The sequence below is a fragment of the Acinetobacter sp. ANC 4862 genome (assembly GCF_004336635.1).
Lineage (GTDB): Bacteria > Pseudomonadota > Gammaproteobacteria > Pseudomonadales > Moraxellaceae > Acinetobacter.
In genome coordinates this window covers 1-17215 of the sequence record NZ_SJXH01000049.1, presented here as the reverse complement: position 1 = coordinate 17215, position 17215 = coordinate 1, and the positions used below count along the sequence as shown (strand labels likewise).

Here is a 17215-nt window from a genome sequence, read left to right as displayed (position 1 = left end):
TGTTTAGCAAGCCGTTCAAAATCTTGTCGTAAGACTGGTTTAATTAACTGATGAAATACGGTATTCTGATGTGACAAAACCTGAATCCTGGTCGTTAAAGTGTTTGTTTGCACTCATATTTTAACTGTTCGGACTCAGGTTTTTTTATTTAAATCAAACTATGGGACAGCAGTGCCCTTCGGGGTGCTTTTTTTATGCTATTTTTATTTAAATTCGATTAACTTTTAGCCATATTGGTTTTATAAAAATGACTTATTCCTCTGTCATGATGAATCGTATACACAGGAGATCATCATGCAATATTACGAGGTTAGTACAATGGATAATCAACTGGAACAGATCCGGGATATTTGGAGCAATGCATTTTTTACCGGTAATTTTGAGGTGTTGGCTCAGTATGAACATGAGCAATTTAAGGTGGTTTATGAGCAGGAAGGTCGAGTTGAAAGCAATTTTACCCGTTATGAACGTATTGCGCATGCCGTGAAAAATGGGGTATGGAAACCGCAAAAGCCCAACATTGAATTTGAAGAGTTTGAGTTTGATCGAGATTTGAAGCACTGTAAGGTTTTAATTGGTTTGGAAGATCAGAGAAAAATTCAGGAATTATGGGTCAATGAAGGTGCTTGGAAAATTATCGAACTCAGGTTTTTAAAATGCAAAAAGCCGCAACAACAGGATGAATAAAAAGTCTTATTTTCTTTGAAAATACCAATGTGGATAAGTTTGTTTTTGTTTAATAGGGATATGAAAAATAATTTATCCACAGTCTAAACTGACACTTTTATTTTAAATTTAAAGTGGGTTTTATATGTGTTGTGGATAAGTTTTAAATTTAAAAGTCTGTTTTGAATTTAAAGTTAATAGATGAGGATTTTTAAATTTAAACACACTGACATCTTGGCGAGGGATATTGCTATAAAAGTGTTGTGTAGAAAAATTAAAAAATCGCAGTACACGTTTGAAATTGTACTGCGATCATAAAATAAGCATCACTTTAGTTTTGCTTAAGAGTGGTGGATTGGCTTATTCGAAAGCACCTTCCAGCTCTTCCAATTCCATCATGAGCTCTAACATTTGTTCTTCAGCTTGCGCTAATTTCGTTTTTAACTCGGTTTGTTCGTTCATGAGCTTCAACAAATCATCTTTACGATTTGCTTCATATAATGCGCTATCACCGAGTAATGTTTCGATTTCCGCTAAACGGGGTTGTGTTTTGGTAATCTGAGCATCAATTTTTTCAATATTCTTGCGAACAGGGCGGCTGAGTTCACGACGACGAGCAGCTTCTTTACGTTGTGCCTCTTTATCCAGTTTAGAAATCGTCGGTTTAACTTCCACTTGAGATTTCACAGGTGCAGCAGGTTGTTGACCTGACTTCATCATGTCGATACGCGCTTGGCGTAACCAGTCGGCATAGGCAGTTAAATCACCATCAAACTCACGGCTTTGACCACCATGAACCAGAATCAGCTCATCACACACACTGGCAATCAGTTGACGTTCATGCGATACCAGCACCACAGCGCCTTCAAAATCTTGCAATGCCATGGTTAATGCATGACGCATATCCAAGTCTAAATGGTTGGTCGGTTCATCCAGAATCAGGACATTTGGACGTTGCCATACAATCAGTGCAAGAGCTAAACGGGCACGTTCCCCCCCCGAAAAACTTTCACTTGGGGTATCCATGCGTTCGCCACTAAAACCGAAACTCCCGAGGAAAGAACGCAAGCTGGCTTCACTAATTTTTTTATCGGCAATACGTGACAATTGCAGCATTGGGCTGGCATTACCATCCAAAGCATCCATTTGATGCTGGGCAAAGTAACCGATATTTAACAGTTCAGAATCTTTACGGGTACCTTGAAGCAGTTGTAAATCACCCACCAATGATTTAATCAGCGTCGATTTACCGGCACCATTCATCCCCAGTAAACCAATACGACTGGTGGGTGTGATTTGTAAACTGACATTAGTCACAATCAGTTTGTCACCATAACCAATATCTGCATTCTCAAGTTCAAGCAGTGGTGAACTCATTTTAGTCGGTTCACGGAATGAGAAAGTAAATGGTGTATCCACATGCGCTGCAGACAACTCTTGCATACGTTCAAGTTGTTTAATACGGCTTTGCGCCTGTTTTGCTTTGGTTGCTTGCGCTTTAAAGCGGTCGATATATTTCTGCAAATGCGCGCGTGTTTCTAATTGCTTTTCATAAGCTTGTTGTTGCTGAGCCAAACGTTCACTACGGGTACGTTCAAATGTTGAATAGTTGCCTGTGTAAAGAATCAGTTCTTGATTTTCGATATGTAAAATATGATCGGTAATTGCATCGAGGAAATCACGGTCATGCGAAATCAGAATCAACGTGCCTTCATAGGCTTTTAACCAGTCTTCTAACCATAAAATGGCATCTAAGTCTAAATGGTTGGTCGGTTCATCAAGTAACAACAGGTCTGAACGGCTCATCAAGGTACGCGCAAGGTTCAGACGCATACGCCAACCGCCGGAGAAACTTGAAACATCAAGTTGCGACTGATGTTCAAAGAAACCCAAACCTGCCATTAATTGAGATGCTTTAGAGGGGGCAGAATAGCCATTAATTTCGTCAAAACGACCATATAAATGTGCAAGCTCATCATCGCTTAAGCTTTCCGGGTGATCTAATTTATTTTGAATTTCCCAAAATTCTTCATCGCCAGATAGAACGAAATCAATGGCTTTCATATCTAAAGCTTTGATTTCCTGCGCCATATGCGCCACAGTCCAAACCGCAGGGCGAGTTAAAGAACCTCCATCAGATTCCATGCCACCGAGCAGTGCAGAAAATAGCGTGGATTTTCCTGCGCCATTTACACCAGTTAAACCAATTTTCCAGCCTGGATGGAGTTGCATGGATGCTTTTTGAAATAAAACACGTCCACTGCGACGTATAGAAAGTTGATCTAACTGAATCATTAAAATATCTAAATAACAAGAATAGTGTGCGTATTCTAAAGGAATCAACCGTGAAAACAAAAAACTAAACTGTTTTATATCGATGAATTATTTCAAGTGTATTTTGTGTACAGTGCAGATTATTAAAATTGCCGCTCTGTGCTAGGTTTTATCGCTAAATATGCTTATAGTCGCACTCTATAAATGATGAATAAAAATAAGGATCATCAAGCGTGAAAAAAGGATTTTTGATTTTATCTGCACTGAGCATATTAACCACATCCAATATATTACATGCCAAAGCTGATGTCTGTGTCTTTGATTTATTAGGAAAATCTGGTGAATCTTATAAGCTGATTGAAGAATGGGCTTTGGGCAGCAAGCAATGGGGCGGGGACATCAATCTTATTTCTTATCAAGATGAAGCCAAAGTCGAGCAAGACTTTAAAGCCGGGAAATGTGATGCCTTTTATATGACCTCTATGCGCGCACGTGCCTACAATAAATTTGCTGGCTCGATTGATGCGATTGGCGGCGTACCGACTAACGATATTGCGCAAAAATCCATTAGCTATGTGCTCGATAAACGTAATGAAAAACGTCTGATCACTAGCATGGGTAAAGAAACTTTTGAAGTGGCAGGGATTGGGCAAATTGGTTCGGCTTATATTTTTGTCCGTGATCGTTCGATTAATTCTTTAGCCCGCGCAGAAGGCAAAAAATTTGCCATATTACATTATGATTATGCTCAAAAAATTATGGTCACGCGTGTTGGCGCTGTTCCGGTAATGTCCGAGATTTCAAATTTCATCAAAAAATTTAATCAAGCTGAAGTCGAAATTGTTGCTGCACCCGCTTATGCCTTTAAACCGCTAGAAATTTATAAAGGTTTAGGTACCCAAGGAGCGATGATTAATTTTCCTGTGGTAAATGTCACCGCCGATTTGATTATACGTAAAAATAAATTTCCCGAAGGCTTTGGCATGCAATCGCGTAGTTGGTTCGTAAAACAATTACCAAAAAGCTTTGCGATGGTTAAACGTATGGAAGCTGAAATTCCGGCAAAATACCGCATGAATTTAAGCAAAGAAGACCAGGTGAAATATCAAAAAATTCTGCGCGAAGGACGAATTGATTTAACCAAGCAAGGAATTTATGAGCCGGCCATGATGACTGTATTGAAAAAAGCCCGTTGTACTGTGGAGCGAACCAATTTTGAGTGTTCTTTAAGTGGTGAATAACTCGAGTGTTGTGTAGTAATTTGTAAAATATCTAAAATTTTCTAAATGATAGATAAAATCATTTTTTAAGTAAATTTATGATTTTATTATTAATTTTAAAGAATATAAGTCAACTGACATTTAATTTGAAAATAAATGAAGTAAATGCTCTATTTATTTTTAATAAACTTGCATAAAATTTGTGCCATGAATGGACCCTCATCAAACAACAAGATTCTGAAAAGGACCACTACAATGAAAAAAACGATTCTCGCATTAGCTGCATTTTCTGCTCTTGGTTTAGCGACAACTGCACAAGCAGAAAAGGTGAATGTTTGTGTATTCGATTTACTGGGTAAATCTGGTGAGTCTTATCAAATGGCGCAGGAATGGGCGCTGGCTGCCAAAGGATGGGGAGCCGATATTAATTTAATTCCACGCCAAGACGAGGCTGTTGCTGATAATGATTTTAAAGCAGGCAAATGTGATGGTGTTTTTATGACGGCAATGCGTGCACGTCAATACAATAAATTTGTCGGTTCTATTGATGCTTTAGGGGGTGCACCCAGCAATGCTATTGCTCAGCGTGCGATTACTTTTGCTTTGGACAAACGTAATGCACCGAAAATGGTCAGCAATTTAAGCGGTAACAAATATGAGGTTGCGGGTATTGCACCTTTAGGTTCAGCTTTTATTTTTGTACGTGATAAGAGTATTGATTCCATTGAAAAAGCCGCAGGCAAAAAATTTGCAGTATTGGGTTATGACGATGCGCAAAAAATTATGGTGCAACGGGTAGGGGCACAAGCCGTGATTTCAGATGTATCGAACTTTGTGGCGAAATTCAATAATGGTCAGGTCGATATGGTGGGGGCACCTGCCTATGCCTACAAACCTTTAGAAATCTATAAAGGTTTAGGTGCAAATGGCGCAATGTTCAATTTCCCTGTACTTCAAGTGACATCGGATTTTGTTATCCGTCCGGATCAGTTCCCTGCGGGTTTTGGACAAAAATCGCGTGATTGGTTCGTGAAACACTTGCCAAAAAGTTTTGCGATGATTGATCGTCTTGAAGCCAGTATTCCAGCCAAGTTTAAAATGAACCTAACTGCAGAAGATAAAACCAAATATCAAAAAATGTTACGTGATGGTCGTATGGATATGACTAAACGTGGAGTTTATGATGCCAGCATGATGACGGTATTGAAAAAAGCACGCTGTTCTGTCGATAAGGCGAATTTTGAATGTTCACTTGGTGGTGAATAACTTTGATTTTAAAGAAAAAAGCCTAGATTAACTCTAGGCTTTTTTGTCGAGTTGAATATGTCATTTTTGCCATTGTTGTCAGTCAAAAAAGGCGTAATCTTAAAAAAATAATGATATAAAATTTTTGTCATAAAAATGAAAACAAGCATAGAAAGCTTGTGATTAGTAATAAAAAAACAAGCATAGAAAGCTTGTGATTAGTAATAAATAAAAACTCAAAAAGATTCAGTCATTCGACTGAATGAAAACAAAGACACAAGGAAGAAAAAGTCATGATGCAATGGTCTAAAGCGCTGTTACTGGGTGTAAGTCTGTGTGCTGTAACCGGTGTTAGCCAAGCAAAACAAGTGATCTGCGTATTCGATTTGGTCGGTAAAAGTGGTGATGTGTTTACCCTGATGAAAGATTACCAGTTAGCAGCCAAAAATTGGGGTGCGGATATTGAATTGCGTGTTGGCCAAAACGAAGCAGTTATTGCTGAAGACTTTAAAGCAGGTAAATGTGATGGGATTAGTGTCACAGGAATGCGTGGTCGTCAGTTCAACGATTTTACCGGCTCTTTAGATGCCATTGGTGCAATTCCTGATTTAAAACTTGCGGTTAAAGTGATGCAAGGTTTAGCCAGCCCGACTTTTGCCAAACATATGGTGCGGGGCAAATATGAAGTGGTGGGTGTCATTCCCGTCGGTGATGCTTTTTTAATGGTGAATGACCGTAGCATTAACACGGTCGCTAAAGCTGCAGGTAAAAAAATTGCAGTACTAGATTATGATGAAGCGCAAAAAATTATGGTTCAGCAAATTGGTGCACAGGCGGTGAGTGCGGATGTCACCAATTTTGGAGCTAAATTTAACAATGGTCAGGTCGATATTATTGGTGCACCGGCAGCTGTATTTAAACCGCTAGAATTACACAAAGGTTTAGGGAGTAAAGGCGCGATTGTGAATTATCCAATTCTACAAGTGACCGGTAATATTATTATCCGTCCAGATAAATTCCCGGAAGGTTATGGACAAAAATCACGTGAATGGGTGAGAGGTCAGTTACCGCGTGCATTTGGTATTTTGGGGAAAATGAAAGCTGATATTCCACAAAAATATTGGATGCAGATTCCTGCAGTGGATAAGCCAGGCTATCAAAAATTGATGCGCGAATCGCGTGTCGATTTAACCAAACGTGGTGTATATGATAGACGTATGATGAAATTGTTATGGCAATTCCGTTGTAAGGAAGATCCAAAGAATTTTGAATGTAGCCTTCAAGATGAGAACTACAAACAATCTTGAGAAAAATACTCAGATTTAACTTTAAATCTTCAAATAAAGACCATATATTGGGTATGCTATACTTGAAATATGGTCTTTATCTTTTAAAGACAACTGAATTGAACAGAGGAATCCAACATGAATGCCCAAGCTCTGGTGCTGACCGACAATGCTGCGAATAAAGTACGCCAATTGCGTGATAGTGAAGGCAACCAAGAATTAATGTTACGCGTTTATGTTACAGGTGGCGGTTGTTCTGGTTTCTCTTACGGCTTTAACTTCGCTGAAAGCATGAATGAAGATGATGCTGAATTTGTCAATGGCGACGTAAAAATGCTGGTTGATTCTTTAAGCTATCAATATCTTGTCGGTTCAGAAGTCGATTATATTGAAGGTTTAGAAGGTTCACGTTTTGTGGTTCAAAACCCAAATGCAACCACAACCTGTGGCTGTGGTTCATCTTTCTCTATTTAATAAAAAAGCCCTCCTTATGTAATCTGCACCCCGAAAGTTGGACACTCTTAGTCTAATTTGAAGGGTGCTTTATGGCTAAATATTCTCAAGAATTTAAATTAAAAGTTGTGGAGCATTACTTGTCTGGTCATGGCGACTCTGTAACAGGTCAAATTTTTAATGTTCATAGATCAGATGTTCAAAAGTGGAGTAAAGCATTTAAACTTTATGGCATGGCAGGCTTAGAACTCAGAAGATCTAAAACAACTTTTACGGTTGAATTTAAATATCAAGTTGTTAAAGCAATATGTGAGGAAGGAGCTTCATTAAGAGAAACGATGCAACGCTTTCATATTAAAGAAACAAGCACGTTAAGAGATTGGTTGAAAAAATATAAAGAAAACGGTATAGATGGCTTGAAACCAAAAGCTAGAGGACGACCCAAAAGCATGCTAAAGCCAAAGATAACGAGAGCTCAATATACTCAAGCAGATCAGGATAAAACCCATGAGGAACTGCTTGAGGAGTTGGCATATCTACGTGCTGAAGTTGCTTTCCTAAAAAAGCGGAGAGCCTTGATTCAGAAGCAGAAAGAACAGGAAAAAGTCGAACAGCAACGACTGCAAGATTCATATCTGAATTAAGGCAAAACTACCCACTAAAGCATGTGCTATGTGCAGCCAAGATGGCGCGTAGTACCTATTTTTATCATCAGAAATCATCAAAAATCAATGATAAATACAGTGATTTAAAACAGCAAATCAAAGTGATCTATCATCAGCATAAAGGGCGTTATGGGTATCGCAGGATTACGCTTGCATTGAGAAATACAGGTTTGATCGTGAACCATAAGTGTGTACAGCGATTGATGATATCTATGAAGCTTAAATCACGTATTAGGGTTGTGAAATACCGTTCGTATAAAGGGCAAGTAGGTAAAATTGCAAACAATGTATTGCAGCGTCAATTCAAGGCTGAGCGACCTAATCAAAAATGGGTTACTGATGTGACTGAATTTAATATTCGGGGGGACAAGCTTTACCTATCTCCCGTCATGGACTTATTTAACGGTGAAATTATTGCATTTCAAATGGAACGTAGACCAGTATTCGGACTAGTCAAAGATATGCTTAAAGAGGCTATAGAGACACTCAACCTAAATGAGAAGCCAATGATCCATTCTGATCAAGGTTGGCAATATCAAATGAGATTTTACCAGAAACAGTTAGCAGAACGAGGGCTCACCCAAAGTATGTCACGTAAGGGGAATTGTTTAGATAATGCTGCTATGGAGAGCTTCTTTGGAATACTTAAATCTGAATGTTTCTATGGAGAAGAATTTAAATCAGTTGATGAATTGGAGCAAAAAGTGAAAGAATATATTCACTATTACAATCATGAAAGAATCAAGGTTAAATTGAAAGGACTGACCCCTGTAGAATACAGAAATCAGTCCTTAGAAATTGCCTAACTTACTGTCTAACTTTTGGGGGTCAGATCAATGTGGAGGGCTTTTTTATTAAAAATAGAATTTATTATTGTGTTAGAACCTCATTAAAAATTATGGTTCTAATTTAGCGGCTTCTAAAATATCGAAAATAACCGTCGTCACATCTTGGCTTAAATCACGATTGTTAAAAATTTCATGCGCTGTAATGGTTACATCTGTATCGCTTGGAAGTAAGCGTTGTTCTTCTTCAATCAAATGCTGAATGGGTAATAAAGTCTGTTTTATTTCTAAATGCAGAATATCTTTAAACTCAATATTTTCATCTTCCAGCTCGATCAGTTGTTCGTTTAAAAATGGCAATAAAATAGAATGCAGGTAAGGTTGAATCTCAATAATATCAAAGATTTCAATCTCACGTGTTTGCTCAATTGTACTAATGTGATCATTCATTTCAATCAGAATATGGTAGTAACTCACACGCGTCTCCAGAGATTTTATGTTGTCATTTCTTCCCATCACAATAACATGAAATCAGCCTGATTTCCGTTCTATTGCCATGCATATACTTATACAAAGTAAGGGATTTTTGCATTGTATCTCGGTTGTGGCTTAACGTGCCTGCAATAAGGCTAAATCTGCTGCCGATAATCTGAAATTTTGCAGCTGTTGATCTTTCATGACAGGGTACATCAGCGCCTGAGGATCTTGATTGTGTTCTAAGCCTAAGGCATGTCCTAACTCGTGTGCAATGGTTAGACGTAAATCATCCATTGTATCAAATTGATAAATTTCAATGCGCTTTCCATTGTATATGCCTTTGTGAAATTCGCGTGCTGGGAAGCGTTGATTGAGATGATTTACATTGATATTGTAGGTATCAATATTTTGATTGTGCTGCTCGACTTGTTGATTATATTGGTTATTTTGATCTTTAAGCTCAGTAATATCGTGGTCTAATTGTTGTGCTTGGGCTTTCAATTGCTGATATTGTTGTTCGATGCGCTGTCGGTTTGGACCATTTTCATTTTCAATACGCATCCAACTTATGCGTTGTTGATTGAGTTGTTCAACGTCCTTGGATAATTGATCTCGCTGGGCTTGCAGTTGTTGATGGCGTTGTTCTAGGTAGGTATAGCGATGGCCTAAATTCTCTGAAATCCGTTGATTTACATTTTGAGCTGTCTCCAAAAGTTGTTGGCTTGTTTTATGTGCTTTATGGTCAGCTTGGCGTTGGTCATAGATCAAATTAATCGTTAATTTTGCTTTTGGATCATACACCAGCAGCGGTTTTTCTGAGCCTTGCTGCCAAATGCCGATGGCATCTTTACAGAGTTGAATCAGTTCTGCTTGGCTCATACCAAATCGTGGGTCGACGTCGCCTAAGCGAAATCGCACACTTGAATCAAAAGGATGAAGTATTTTATCTGTGACTGTACGATGTTGTTGCTTATTATCCTGTTGCGATGGAAAGAATAACCAAATGAACAATAAAGCCCCGATGGCAAAGAAGAGAGCACGCATAGCATTTTAAAATCATTATTTTTAAATTAATGTAGCTGAAAATTTCATCTAATCCTATCTTTTTAAACATAAAAAAACCGCGCTTTCGCGCGGTTTTTTTAACTCTTTCGAGCCAAATTAAAGCGACAAATTATTTTTTGTCATCTTTAACTTCAGTGAACTCAGCATCTACAACGCCATCGTCCGCTTTTTGAGATTGACCTGCATCACCTTGGAATGCATTTGGATCAAAACCTTCAGCACCACCTTGAGCGCCTTGTGCAGCTTCATAAGCACGTTGGCTAATCGGCATGATGATGTTTTGAAGCGCTTCAGTCTTCGCTTTAATTTCTTCAACGTCATTTTCTTTAGTTGAAGCTTCAAGCTCTGAAACCGCAGTTTCAATTGCAGTTTTTTCATCTGCAGTCACTTGTTCGCCAAGATCTTTCACAGCTTTTTGCGCGCTAGAAACAAGTGCATCTGCTTCGTTACGAGCTTTTGCAAGTTCTTCGAACTTACGGTCTTCTTCAGCATTCGCTTCAGCATCTTTAATCATCGCTTCAATTTCAGCATCGCTCAAACCAGAGTTTGCTTTAATTTGAATTGATTGTTCTTTACCAGTGCTCTTGTCTTTCGCAGACACTTTCAAGATACCATCAGCGTTGATGTCGAACGATACTTCAATTTGTGGCACACCACGTGGAGCAGGTGGGATGTCACCTAATTGGAAGTTACCCAACAGTTTGTTTTGCTGAGCCATTTTACGTTCACCTTGGAACACAGAAATGTCTACAGCTGGCTGGTTGTCAGCAGCAGTTGAGAACACTTGAGATTTCTTCGCAGGAATCGTAGTGTTTTTCTCGATGATTGCTGTTAACACGCCGCCCATAGTCTCAATACCAAGAGTCAATGGAGTTACGTCTAGAAGCAATACGTCAGTTTTGTCACCTGAAAGTACAGCACCTTGAATCGCAGCACCCATTGCTACCGCTTCGTCAGGGTTCACGTCTTTACGTGGCTCGCGACCGAAGAATTCTTGTACTTTTTGTTGTACAAGTGGCATACGAGACTGACCACCCACCAAGATTACGTCAGAGATTTCGCTTGTTGAAAGACCAGCATCTTTAAGCGCAATACGGCAAGGCTCAATCGTGCGAGCAACTAAATCAGCAACTAAACCTTCAAGTTTTGAACGAGTTACGTTGATCACCAAGTGTTTAGGACCAGTCGCATCAGCAGTGATGTACGGAAGGTTGATTTCAGTTGCGTTAGAAGAAGAAAGCTCGATTTTTGCTTTTTCAGCAGCTTCTTTCAAACGTTGTAACGCAAGTGGATCTTGTTTCAAGTTCACGCTTTGTTCTTTCTTGAATTCTTCAACCAAGTATTCAATTAAAGCGTTATCGAAGTCTTCACCACCCAAGAAAGTATCACCGTTAGTCGACAATACTTCGATTTGTTGGTCGCCATCTAGGTCAGCGATTTCAATGATTGATACGTCGAAAGTACCACCACCCAAGTCGTAAACCGCGATTTTACGGTCGCCTTCTTTTTTATCCATACCGAACGCAAGCGCAGCAGCAGTTGGTTCGTTGATGATACGTTTAACATCAAGACCGGCAATTCGACCTGCATCTTTAGTTGCTTGACGTTGTGCATCATTGAAGTAAGCAGGAACAGTAATGACCGCTTCTGTAACAGTTTCACCCAAATAATCTTCTGCAGTTTTTTTCATCTTTTTCAAGATTTCAGCAGAAACTTGTTGTGGTGCCAATTTTTTATCGTTTACATCAACCCAAGCATCGCCATTGTCTGCTTGAATGATTTTGTAAGGTACAAGACCGATATCTTTTTGAACCGCTTGGTCTTGGTACTTACGACCGATCAAACGTTTGATCGCGAATAATGTGTTTTTAGGGTTGGTTACCGCTTGACGTTTCGCAGATTGGCCCACAAGAATTTCGCCATCTTTATAGGCAATAATAGATGGGGTTGTACGAGCGCCTTCAGCGTTGTCGATAACTTTAACTTTGTCGCCTTCAAGTACTGCTACGCAAGAGTTTGTAGTACCTAAATCAATACCAATGATTTTAGCCATTTGGATGCTTCCTCAAAATTATTTTTTGCAATGCTTTTGCTTGTTATCCGATATGAGAGCCATTCAAAATTTTTCAAGTTTATTTCATTAAAAAAAGTGAAAAACTCTCGAATTTCTTTACCTTATTGACCGACCAAGACCATTGCTGGGCGAAGCAAACGGTTCGACAAGGTATAACCTTTTTGCAATACAGTACCAATTTCACCTGCTTTAACATCAGGTGCGATACCCACTGCTTGATGCAAGTCTGCATTGAAACCGTTACTCATATTCACTTCGACTACACCGAATTTTTCGAGTGTGGTGAGCAGTGATTTCAAAGTAAGTTGCACACCTTCAAGTAATGGAGATTCAGTATCACCCGCAGCTTGAATGGCACGTTCTAAATTATCGACGGTGTCGAGTAATTCTTTGGCGAATTTTTCAATCACAGTTTCTTTATGCTTTTCAGCATCACGTTGAATGCGTTCCACGCTTTTTTGCGCTTCATATACCGCATTGGCTGTACGTGCTTTTTCAAGTTTTAAACTTTCTGTCAGATTCGTGATCTGGGCTTGTAAATCTTCAACTGAAACTTCAGCTTGCTCCGTTTCAGCTTGAGTTTGTACTGTTTGTTGATCAGCTTGCTCTTGCCCTAGATCTTGAGCTTGTTCGTTTTGCTCAGCTGCCATAGATTTACTCCGTTTAAATGGGTTCTTAAACATGTACAGTCCTTTTGGCTTCAGTGCTAACTGGGTTAATCCTGAACTGCCATGAGTGATAAAATTCATGATTAATACAAAGGTCGGGGCAGGCGATAAAAATTCAAGCGAGACAATCAATTAAATCTGTTTAATTTGATTAAAATTATCAAAAAACCTGGTTTTTCGAACATTCAGGCAAAAATTATAAGGTTCTTTATGCTCAAAATTGAGCTAGGGGATAAAACAACAAAGCTGCTTATTGTGAGAGCTTGATTATCAGTTAATGGAACAATCAAGTTTTGTTGCTCTAGCTCAGTTTGTATGGAAGATGGGAGTTAGGAATAAGATAGGAACAGAGAAAGAAAATACAAAGACGGCTAATGTGGTGATGGGTAATATCCAACTTATACTTAAAAACGATCATTATGAAATAAATTATCTATTTTACAAAAAAGCACAGGCTGATTATTATTTCACCCAGATTCTATCGCTGTAGTTTCTTCTTGGTATTTTTGAAATGTGTTTTCTAGGCTTACCCAACCTATGGGTAAGCTTTTTTTTTGCCTAAAATAAAGCAAGCTATCCTTAATCACTGCTCCTATATATCTGTTTAGCTATAGTTTTGCTGTTGAATAACGGTTAAATCCTTACAGTATTAAATTTTGATAATCATGATTTTTATAAAATCAAAAAAATACCCTTTGTTGGAAAGGGCATTGAGCAGATAAAGAATTTTAATTATTGCGACGATCATCAACTCGCTTATCAGTATCACGACGATGATCCTCCCAACGTCTTTCTTGAGATTTACTTTGCTTTTGCATTTTTTGATGATGTTGTACATCGGCCTTTTTACGCTGTTGTTCCGAGCGTTGGTGTTCAAGTTCACGCTTTTTTTGATCCCAATTGGATTGGTTATTTCGATTTTGTTCAGCAGCTCTCTTACGCTGTTCTAATTGATGCTGTTGTTCACGTTTTTTACGCTCCCAATCCGACTGTTTTTGCCGATTCTGTTCCCACTAGTGACGTTCAAGTTCACGTTTTTTCCGTTCTAACTCCAAGTGGTTTTGACGCTGTTGATATTCCCAACGTTGACGATCCCGTTCTCGGTCATATCGATTATCATAATCTCGATCATAACGACGGTCATAGCGATAATCATAACCACCATTGTAATAACCGCCATCTTCTGGAAATGCGACACAGCCTACAGCTAAAAATATAGTCGCTAAAGAGAGTATAATCAGTTTTTTAGTCATGGCTTACATCCTTCTTTTAAGGAGTAGCAAAACACTCCGAAATATACATGGAAATTGTCAATGACAAGCTATAAAAAGAAGATTAGCGTAGGAATGTTTTTACTGTGTATACAGATGATTAGACTTATATAAGATTATGGTCACTTATCGGCTGATCATGTAGAAAATGTGAAGAATATAATAAAAGGAAAGTGTATTTATGGTTGCTTTTAATCGAACGCTACAGACGATGATAGACAAAGGGCAAGGTACTGCAGCACGTACCTTAGATCGATTGCCGAGTTTTGCGCAAAAGTCTTTAGCTAAAATTTTAAGATATCCCCATGAATATCCTGAACTTGACCCTTTAATTCAATGCATGATGGCGGCACAGTTAATACAAGGGAATAGTGGTTTCATCGGTGAGGATGTTATCCACGCGCGTAAAACCTTTGATCTACAAATGCAGGCGATTAAGAGTAAACCGACCCCAGTAAATCGTGTTGAAGATTTACGACTCCCTTTACATAGTGGCACCATCTTCGCGCGACACTATCATCCTGCACCAAGTAAAAAACTTCCCATGGTGGTGTTTTATCATGGCGGTGGTTTTGTGGTGGGGAGCCTGGACTCTCATGATGAGGTTTGTCGTTTACTTGCGGTCTATGCGAAGGTTCAGGTACTGAGTATTGACTATCCCTTAGCGCCAGAAGCCAGCCCGACAAAACTGATACAAACCTGTGAAGATGCACTGGCATGGGTATATCAAAACAGAAAACAGCTTAAAATCTTAAAAAATAGAATTTCTGTGGCAGGCGATAGTGCAGGCGGCAATATTAGTGCAGTCGTTGCCCAGCTTAGTGTCAACAAAGTTTATGCACCGCAAGCGCAATTACTGCTCTATCCTGCGGTAGATTTTAAAAGCCGTCATCCATCGTTCCATGCCTATAAAGAAGGTCTGGTTTTAACAGGGACGGATGTCGACTTTGTAACGCACTATTATGCAGAAACTCATCAAGTTGAATTGGATGATCCGATTATTTCACCGACCTACGGCCAACATGACAAATTAGCTCCTGCGTTTGTGATTACCGCGGGTCATGATGTATTACATGATGAAGGTGAAATTTATGCCTACAAGTTACGTCATCGTGGTGTGAAAGTGCATTATCAGGAATACAGTGATCAAGCCCATGGTTTTGTCAATCTAACCCCAATTTCTTATCGGGCTAAAAAGTACGTGATTGAAATCAGTAAAAACTATAGAAAGTTTTGGGATAAACATGCTTAAGCTTTTTTAATAAATTCGACTGTCTATAAAGAAGGTGTTTCACGTGAAACACCTTTTTATTTTTGCTCAATCCTGGCTACAGGTAGTGTGAGTCTAAATTCGGGAACGTAAAAACTCTGTAAACATTTGGCTTGAGAAAAATCTGGAAAGACATCCAGCGTATTTTTCCAGGAGGCTTGTTTGAGTTTACATAGCTTGCCACGAAATTGCGGGCTGAATTGATAATTCAAACCTTGCCAGGTCTGATGAATGTTGAGTAGTCGTGCAGGTAAATGATGGCTATTAATATAGAAAGCCTGACTATGTTTGTACTTTTGCAAGCACAAAATCATTTCTTGCTGATCAAATGAAACGTTGCAATACACCACATCATCTTTCATCAACCATTCAAATTGAGCCAATTGTTTCGGAATTCCCCAAAAATGTTGACCATGAACCACAGAAGTTTCGGTAGACACGTAAATTTTAGGAATTGAAGATAAACGTCTTTTACTCATTAAAGGATGATCTAAAATCAGAAGCTCATCATAAGGCCCCACTGGAGATTCATGATAACGAACCAATATAACCTGTATAACTCGTCCAATCGGGGAGGGAGCAAGATGGAAAGCTTGATTGCATTTAATAAAGTTTGGCGTTAACCAATAGTTCAAAATAAAGGCATCACCCAGTAAATTCCAAGGTGGATGGTGATGAAAAGTTGTAGTGGTTAATTCTTCACTCATTGTCATTCTCGTTTTATCTCAAAAAGAGATGCTGTTTTATTTATAGTGAACGATTAATATATAGAAATTGACAATTACAACTTGAAGTAGAAGAGTAAAGAAATGTTAAAACAGACATTATTCGCTATCGGTGCTGCCTTTATCAGTTTACAAGCGATCGCTGCAAACTCGATTGTAGAAATGAAAACCTCCATGGGAAATATTGAAATAGAGCTCTTTAATGATAAAGCACCTATTTCAGCGAAAAATTTTGAAAGCTATATAAAGGATAACTTTTATAACGGCACCATTTTTCATCGCGTGATTCCAGGCTTCATGATTCAGGGTGGCGGAATGGATGCCAACATGGTGGAGAAGCAAACTAAAGCTCCAATTCAAAATGAATCATATAATGGTTTGAAAAATACCCGTGGCACTTTGGCGATGGCACGTACCAACAGTCCTAATTCAGCAAGCAGCCAATTCTTTATTAATACTGTAGATAACGACTTTCTAAATAAAAGCCAGATGAATGCGGGTTATGCCGTGTTTGGTAAAGTCATTAAAGGAATGGATGTAGTCGATAAAATCACGAAAGTTCCGACTGCAAACTTTGGAATGCATCAAAATGTACCAAAGCAAGCAGTGAAAATCATCAGTGTGACTGTTAAAGCAGCACCCGAGAAAAACTAATACAAATTAAAGCAGAAATATTTTAGTCATATTTATGCTTTATAATTATGTGCTTAACTAATTTTTAGTATAATTTTGAACCAAAATAGTGCATAAAAATGCAACACTCAATATAGCAATCAGTCAAAAGCCCTTGCACGTGTACGAAATTGCCCTATAATGAGCTCATACCAACGCGATACAGCAAACGAACTTAGCCGATCAAGTTAAGTTGTTAGCATTTATTGCGTTGAGCTTGTCTCTGACGAAGAGCAAGAAGATCATTAAGAGATTATGAAGAACAACTTGTGTGGATTTTTACTGGTTGATCGATCGAAATTATTTTCATTGATTGATGGTAGAAATTACTCGAAGTTTATTTGAGAAATATTTGTCAGAAAATTGATGAGCCAAGATTGGTGCCCTTTAAGGCACTAA

General features: G+C 38.7%; 16 protein-coding genes. 9 read left to right on the top strand and 7 right to left on the bottom strand.

What is annotated here, in order from left to right; genetic code table 11:
* The first annotated feature begins 318 nt into the window (after positions 1-318).
* Positions 319-687 carry a hypothetical protein gene (locus E0409_RS15285; protein ID WP_131292232.1) on the top strand — a complete coding sequence of 123 codons (369 nt, stop codon included), beginning with the start codon at positions 319-321 and terminating at the stop codon, positions 685-687.
* A gap of 339 nt (positions 688-1026) precedes the next feature.
* Here E0409_RS15285 and E0409_RS15280 read toward each other — a convergent pair whose 3' ends face one another.
* Positions 1027-2961: an ATP-binding cassette domain-containing protein gene (locus tag E0409_RS15280; protein WP_131292228.1), complete on the bottom strand. Its 1935-nt coding sequence runs from the start codon at positions 2959-2961 to the stop codon at positions 1027-1029.
* Positions 2962-3173: 212 nt separating this feature from the next.
* Here E0409_RS15280 and E0409_RS15275 point away from each other — a divergent pair, with 212 nt between their 5' ends.
* The 5 genes from E0409_RS15275 to E0409_RS15255 all read left to right on the top strand — a co-directional run bounded on the left by E0409_RS15275 (position 3174) and on the right by E0409_RS15255 (position 8615).
* A complete protein-coding gene (locus E0409_RS15275; protein ID WP_131292226.1) occupies positions 3174-4181 on the top strand; it encodes a putative solute-binding protein in 1008 nt (335 codons plus the stop codon).
* A gap of 234 nt (positions 4182-4415) precedes the next feature.
* Complete coding sequence (locus E0409_RS15270) at positions 4416-5426, top strand: putative solute-binding protein (protein ID WP_131292224.1); 1011 nt, start codon at positions 4416-4418, stop codon at positions 5424-5426.
* Between the two features lie 275 nt (positions 5427-5701).
* Positions 5702-6712 carry a putative solute-binding protein gene (locus tag E0409_RS15265; RefSeq protein WP_165541350.1) on the top strand — a complete coding sequence of 337 codons (1011 nt, stop codon included), beginning with the start codon at positions 5702-5704 and terminating at the stop codon, positions 6710-6712.
* A gap of 117 nt (positions 6713-6829) precedes the next feature.
* The gene (gene erpA / locus E0409_RS15260; protein WP_131292219.1) at positions 6830-7165 is read left to right on the top strand and encodes an iron-sulfur cluster insertion protein ErpA; all 336 of its coding nucleotides are present in this window, start codon (positions 6830-6832) and stop codon (positions 7163-7165) included.
* A gap of 71 nt (positions 7166-7236) precedes the next feature.
* Positions 7237-8615, top strand: a protein-coding gene (locus tag E0409_RS15255; RefSeq protein ID WP_131292217.1) for an IS3 family transposase whose coding sequence is annotated in 2 segments (ribosomal slippage) — positions 7237-7711 and positions 7711-8615 — 1380 coding nt in all. Because the reading frame shifts where the segments join, the coding sequence is not laid out codon by codon here.
* Between the two features lie 90 nt (positions 8616-8705).
* Here the strand turns inward: E0409_RS15255 and E0409_RS15250 are convergent.
* The 4 genes from E0409_RS15250 to grpE form a co-directional block, all read right to left on the bottom strand.
* A complete protein-coding gene (locus E0409_RS15250; protein ID WP_131271949.1) occupies positions 8706-9083 on the bottom strand; it encodes a hypothetical protein in 378 nt (125 codons plus the stop codon).
* Between the two features lie 120 nt (positions 9084-9203).
* On the bottom strand, positions 9204-10115 hold the full coding sequence (locus E0409_RS15245; RefSeq protein WP_131292215.1) for a matrixin family metalloprotease: 912 nt from the start codon (positions 10113-10115) through the stop codon (positions 9204-9206).
* 130 nt (positions 10116-10245) lie between these two features.
* On the bottom strand, positions 10246-12189 hold the full coding sequence (dnaK, locus tag E0409_RS15240) for a molecular chaperone DnaK (protein ID WP_131292213.1): 1944 nt from the start codon (positions 12187-12189) through the stop codon (positions 10246-10248).
* Positions 12190-12311: 122 nt separating this feature from the next.
* On the bottom strand, positions 12312-12860 hold the full coding sequence (gene grpE, locus E0409_RS15235; protein ID WP_131292230.1) for a nucleotide exchange factor GrpE: 549 nt from the start codon (positions 12858-12860) through the stop codon (positions 12312-12314).
* 295 nt (positions 12861-13155) lie between these two features.
* On the opposite strand from grpE, the gene E0409_RS15230 reads away from it, so the two are divergent.
* The gene (locus E0409_RS15230) at positions 13156-13368 is read left to right on the top strand and encodes a hypothetical protein (RefSeq protein WP_131292211.1); all 213 of its coding nucleotides are present in this window, start codon (positions 13156-13158) and stop codon (positions 13366-13368) included.
* A 523-nt stretch (positions 13369-13891) separates the two neighbouring features.
* Here the strand turns inward: E0409_RS15230 and E0409_RS17010 are convergent.
* On the bottom strand, positions 13892-14131 hold the full coding sequence (locus tag E0409_RS17010) for a hypothetical protein (protein ID WP_353682212.1): 240 nt from the start codon (positions 14129-14131) through the stop codon (positions 13892-13894).
* A gap of 199 nt (positions 14132-14330) precedes the next feature.
* On the opposite strand from E0409_RS17010, the gene E0409_RS15220 reads away from it, so the two are divergent.
* Entirely contained in the window at positions 14331-15401 is a 1071-nt protein-coding gene (locus E0409_RS15220) for an alpha/beta hydrolase (protein ID WP_131292209.1), read from the top strand.
* A gap of 56 nt (positions 15402-15457) precedes the next feature.
* On the opposite strand, the gene E0409_RS15215 is transcribed toward E0409_RS15220, so the two are convergent.
* Positions 15458-16126: an acetoacetate decarboxylase family protein gene (locus tag E0409_RS15215; protein WP_131292207.1), complete on the bottom strand. Its 669-nt coding sequence runs from the start codon at positions 16124-16126 to the stop codon at positions 15458-15460.
* 102 nt (positions 16127-16228) lie between these two features.
* On the opposite strand from E0409_RS15215, the gene E0409_RS15210 reads away from it, so the two are divergent.
* Complete coding sequence (locus E0409_RS15210) at positions 16229-16798, top strand: peptidylprolyl isomerase (protein WP_131292205.1); 570 nt, start codon at positions 16229-16231, stop codon at positions 16796-16798.
* The last annotated feature ends 417 nt before the right edge of the window (positions 16799-17215 follow it).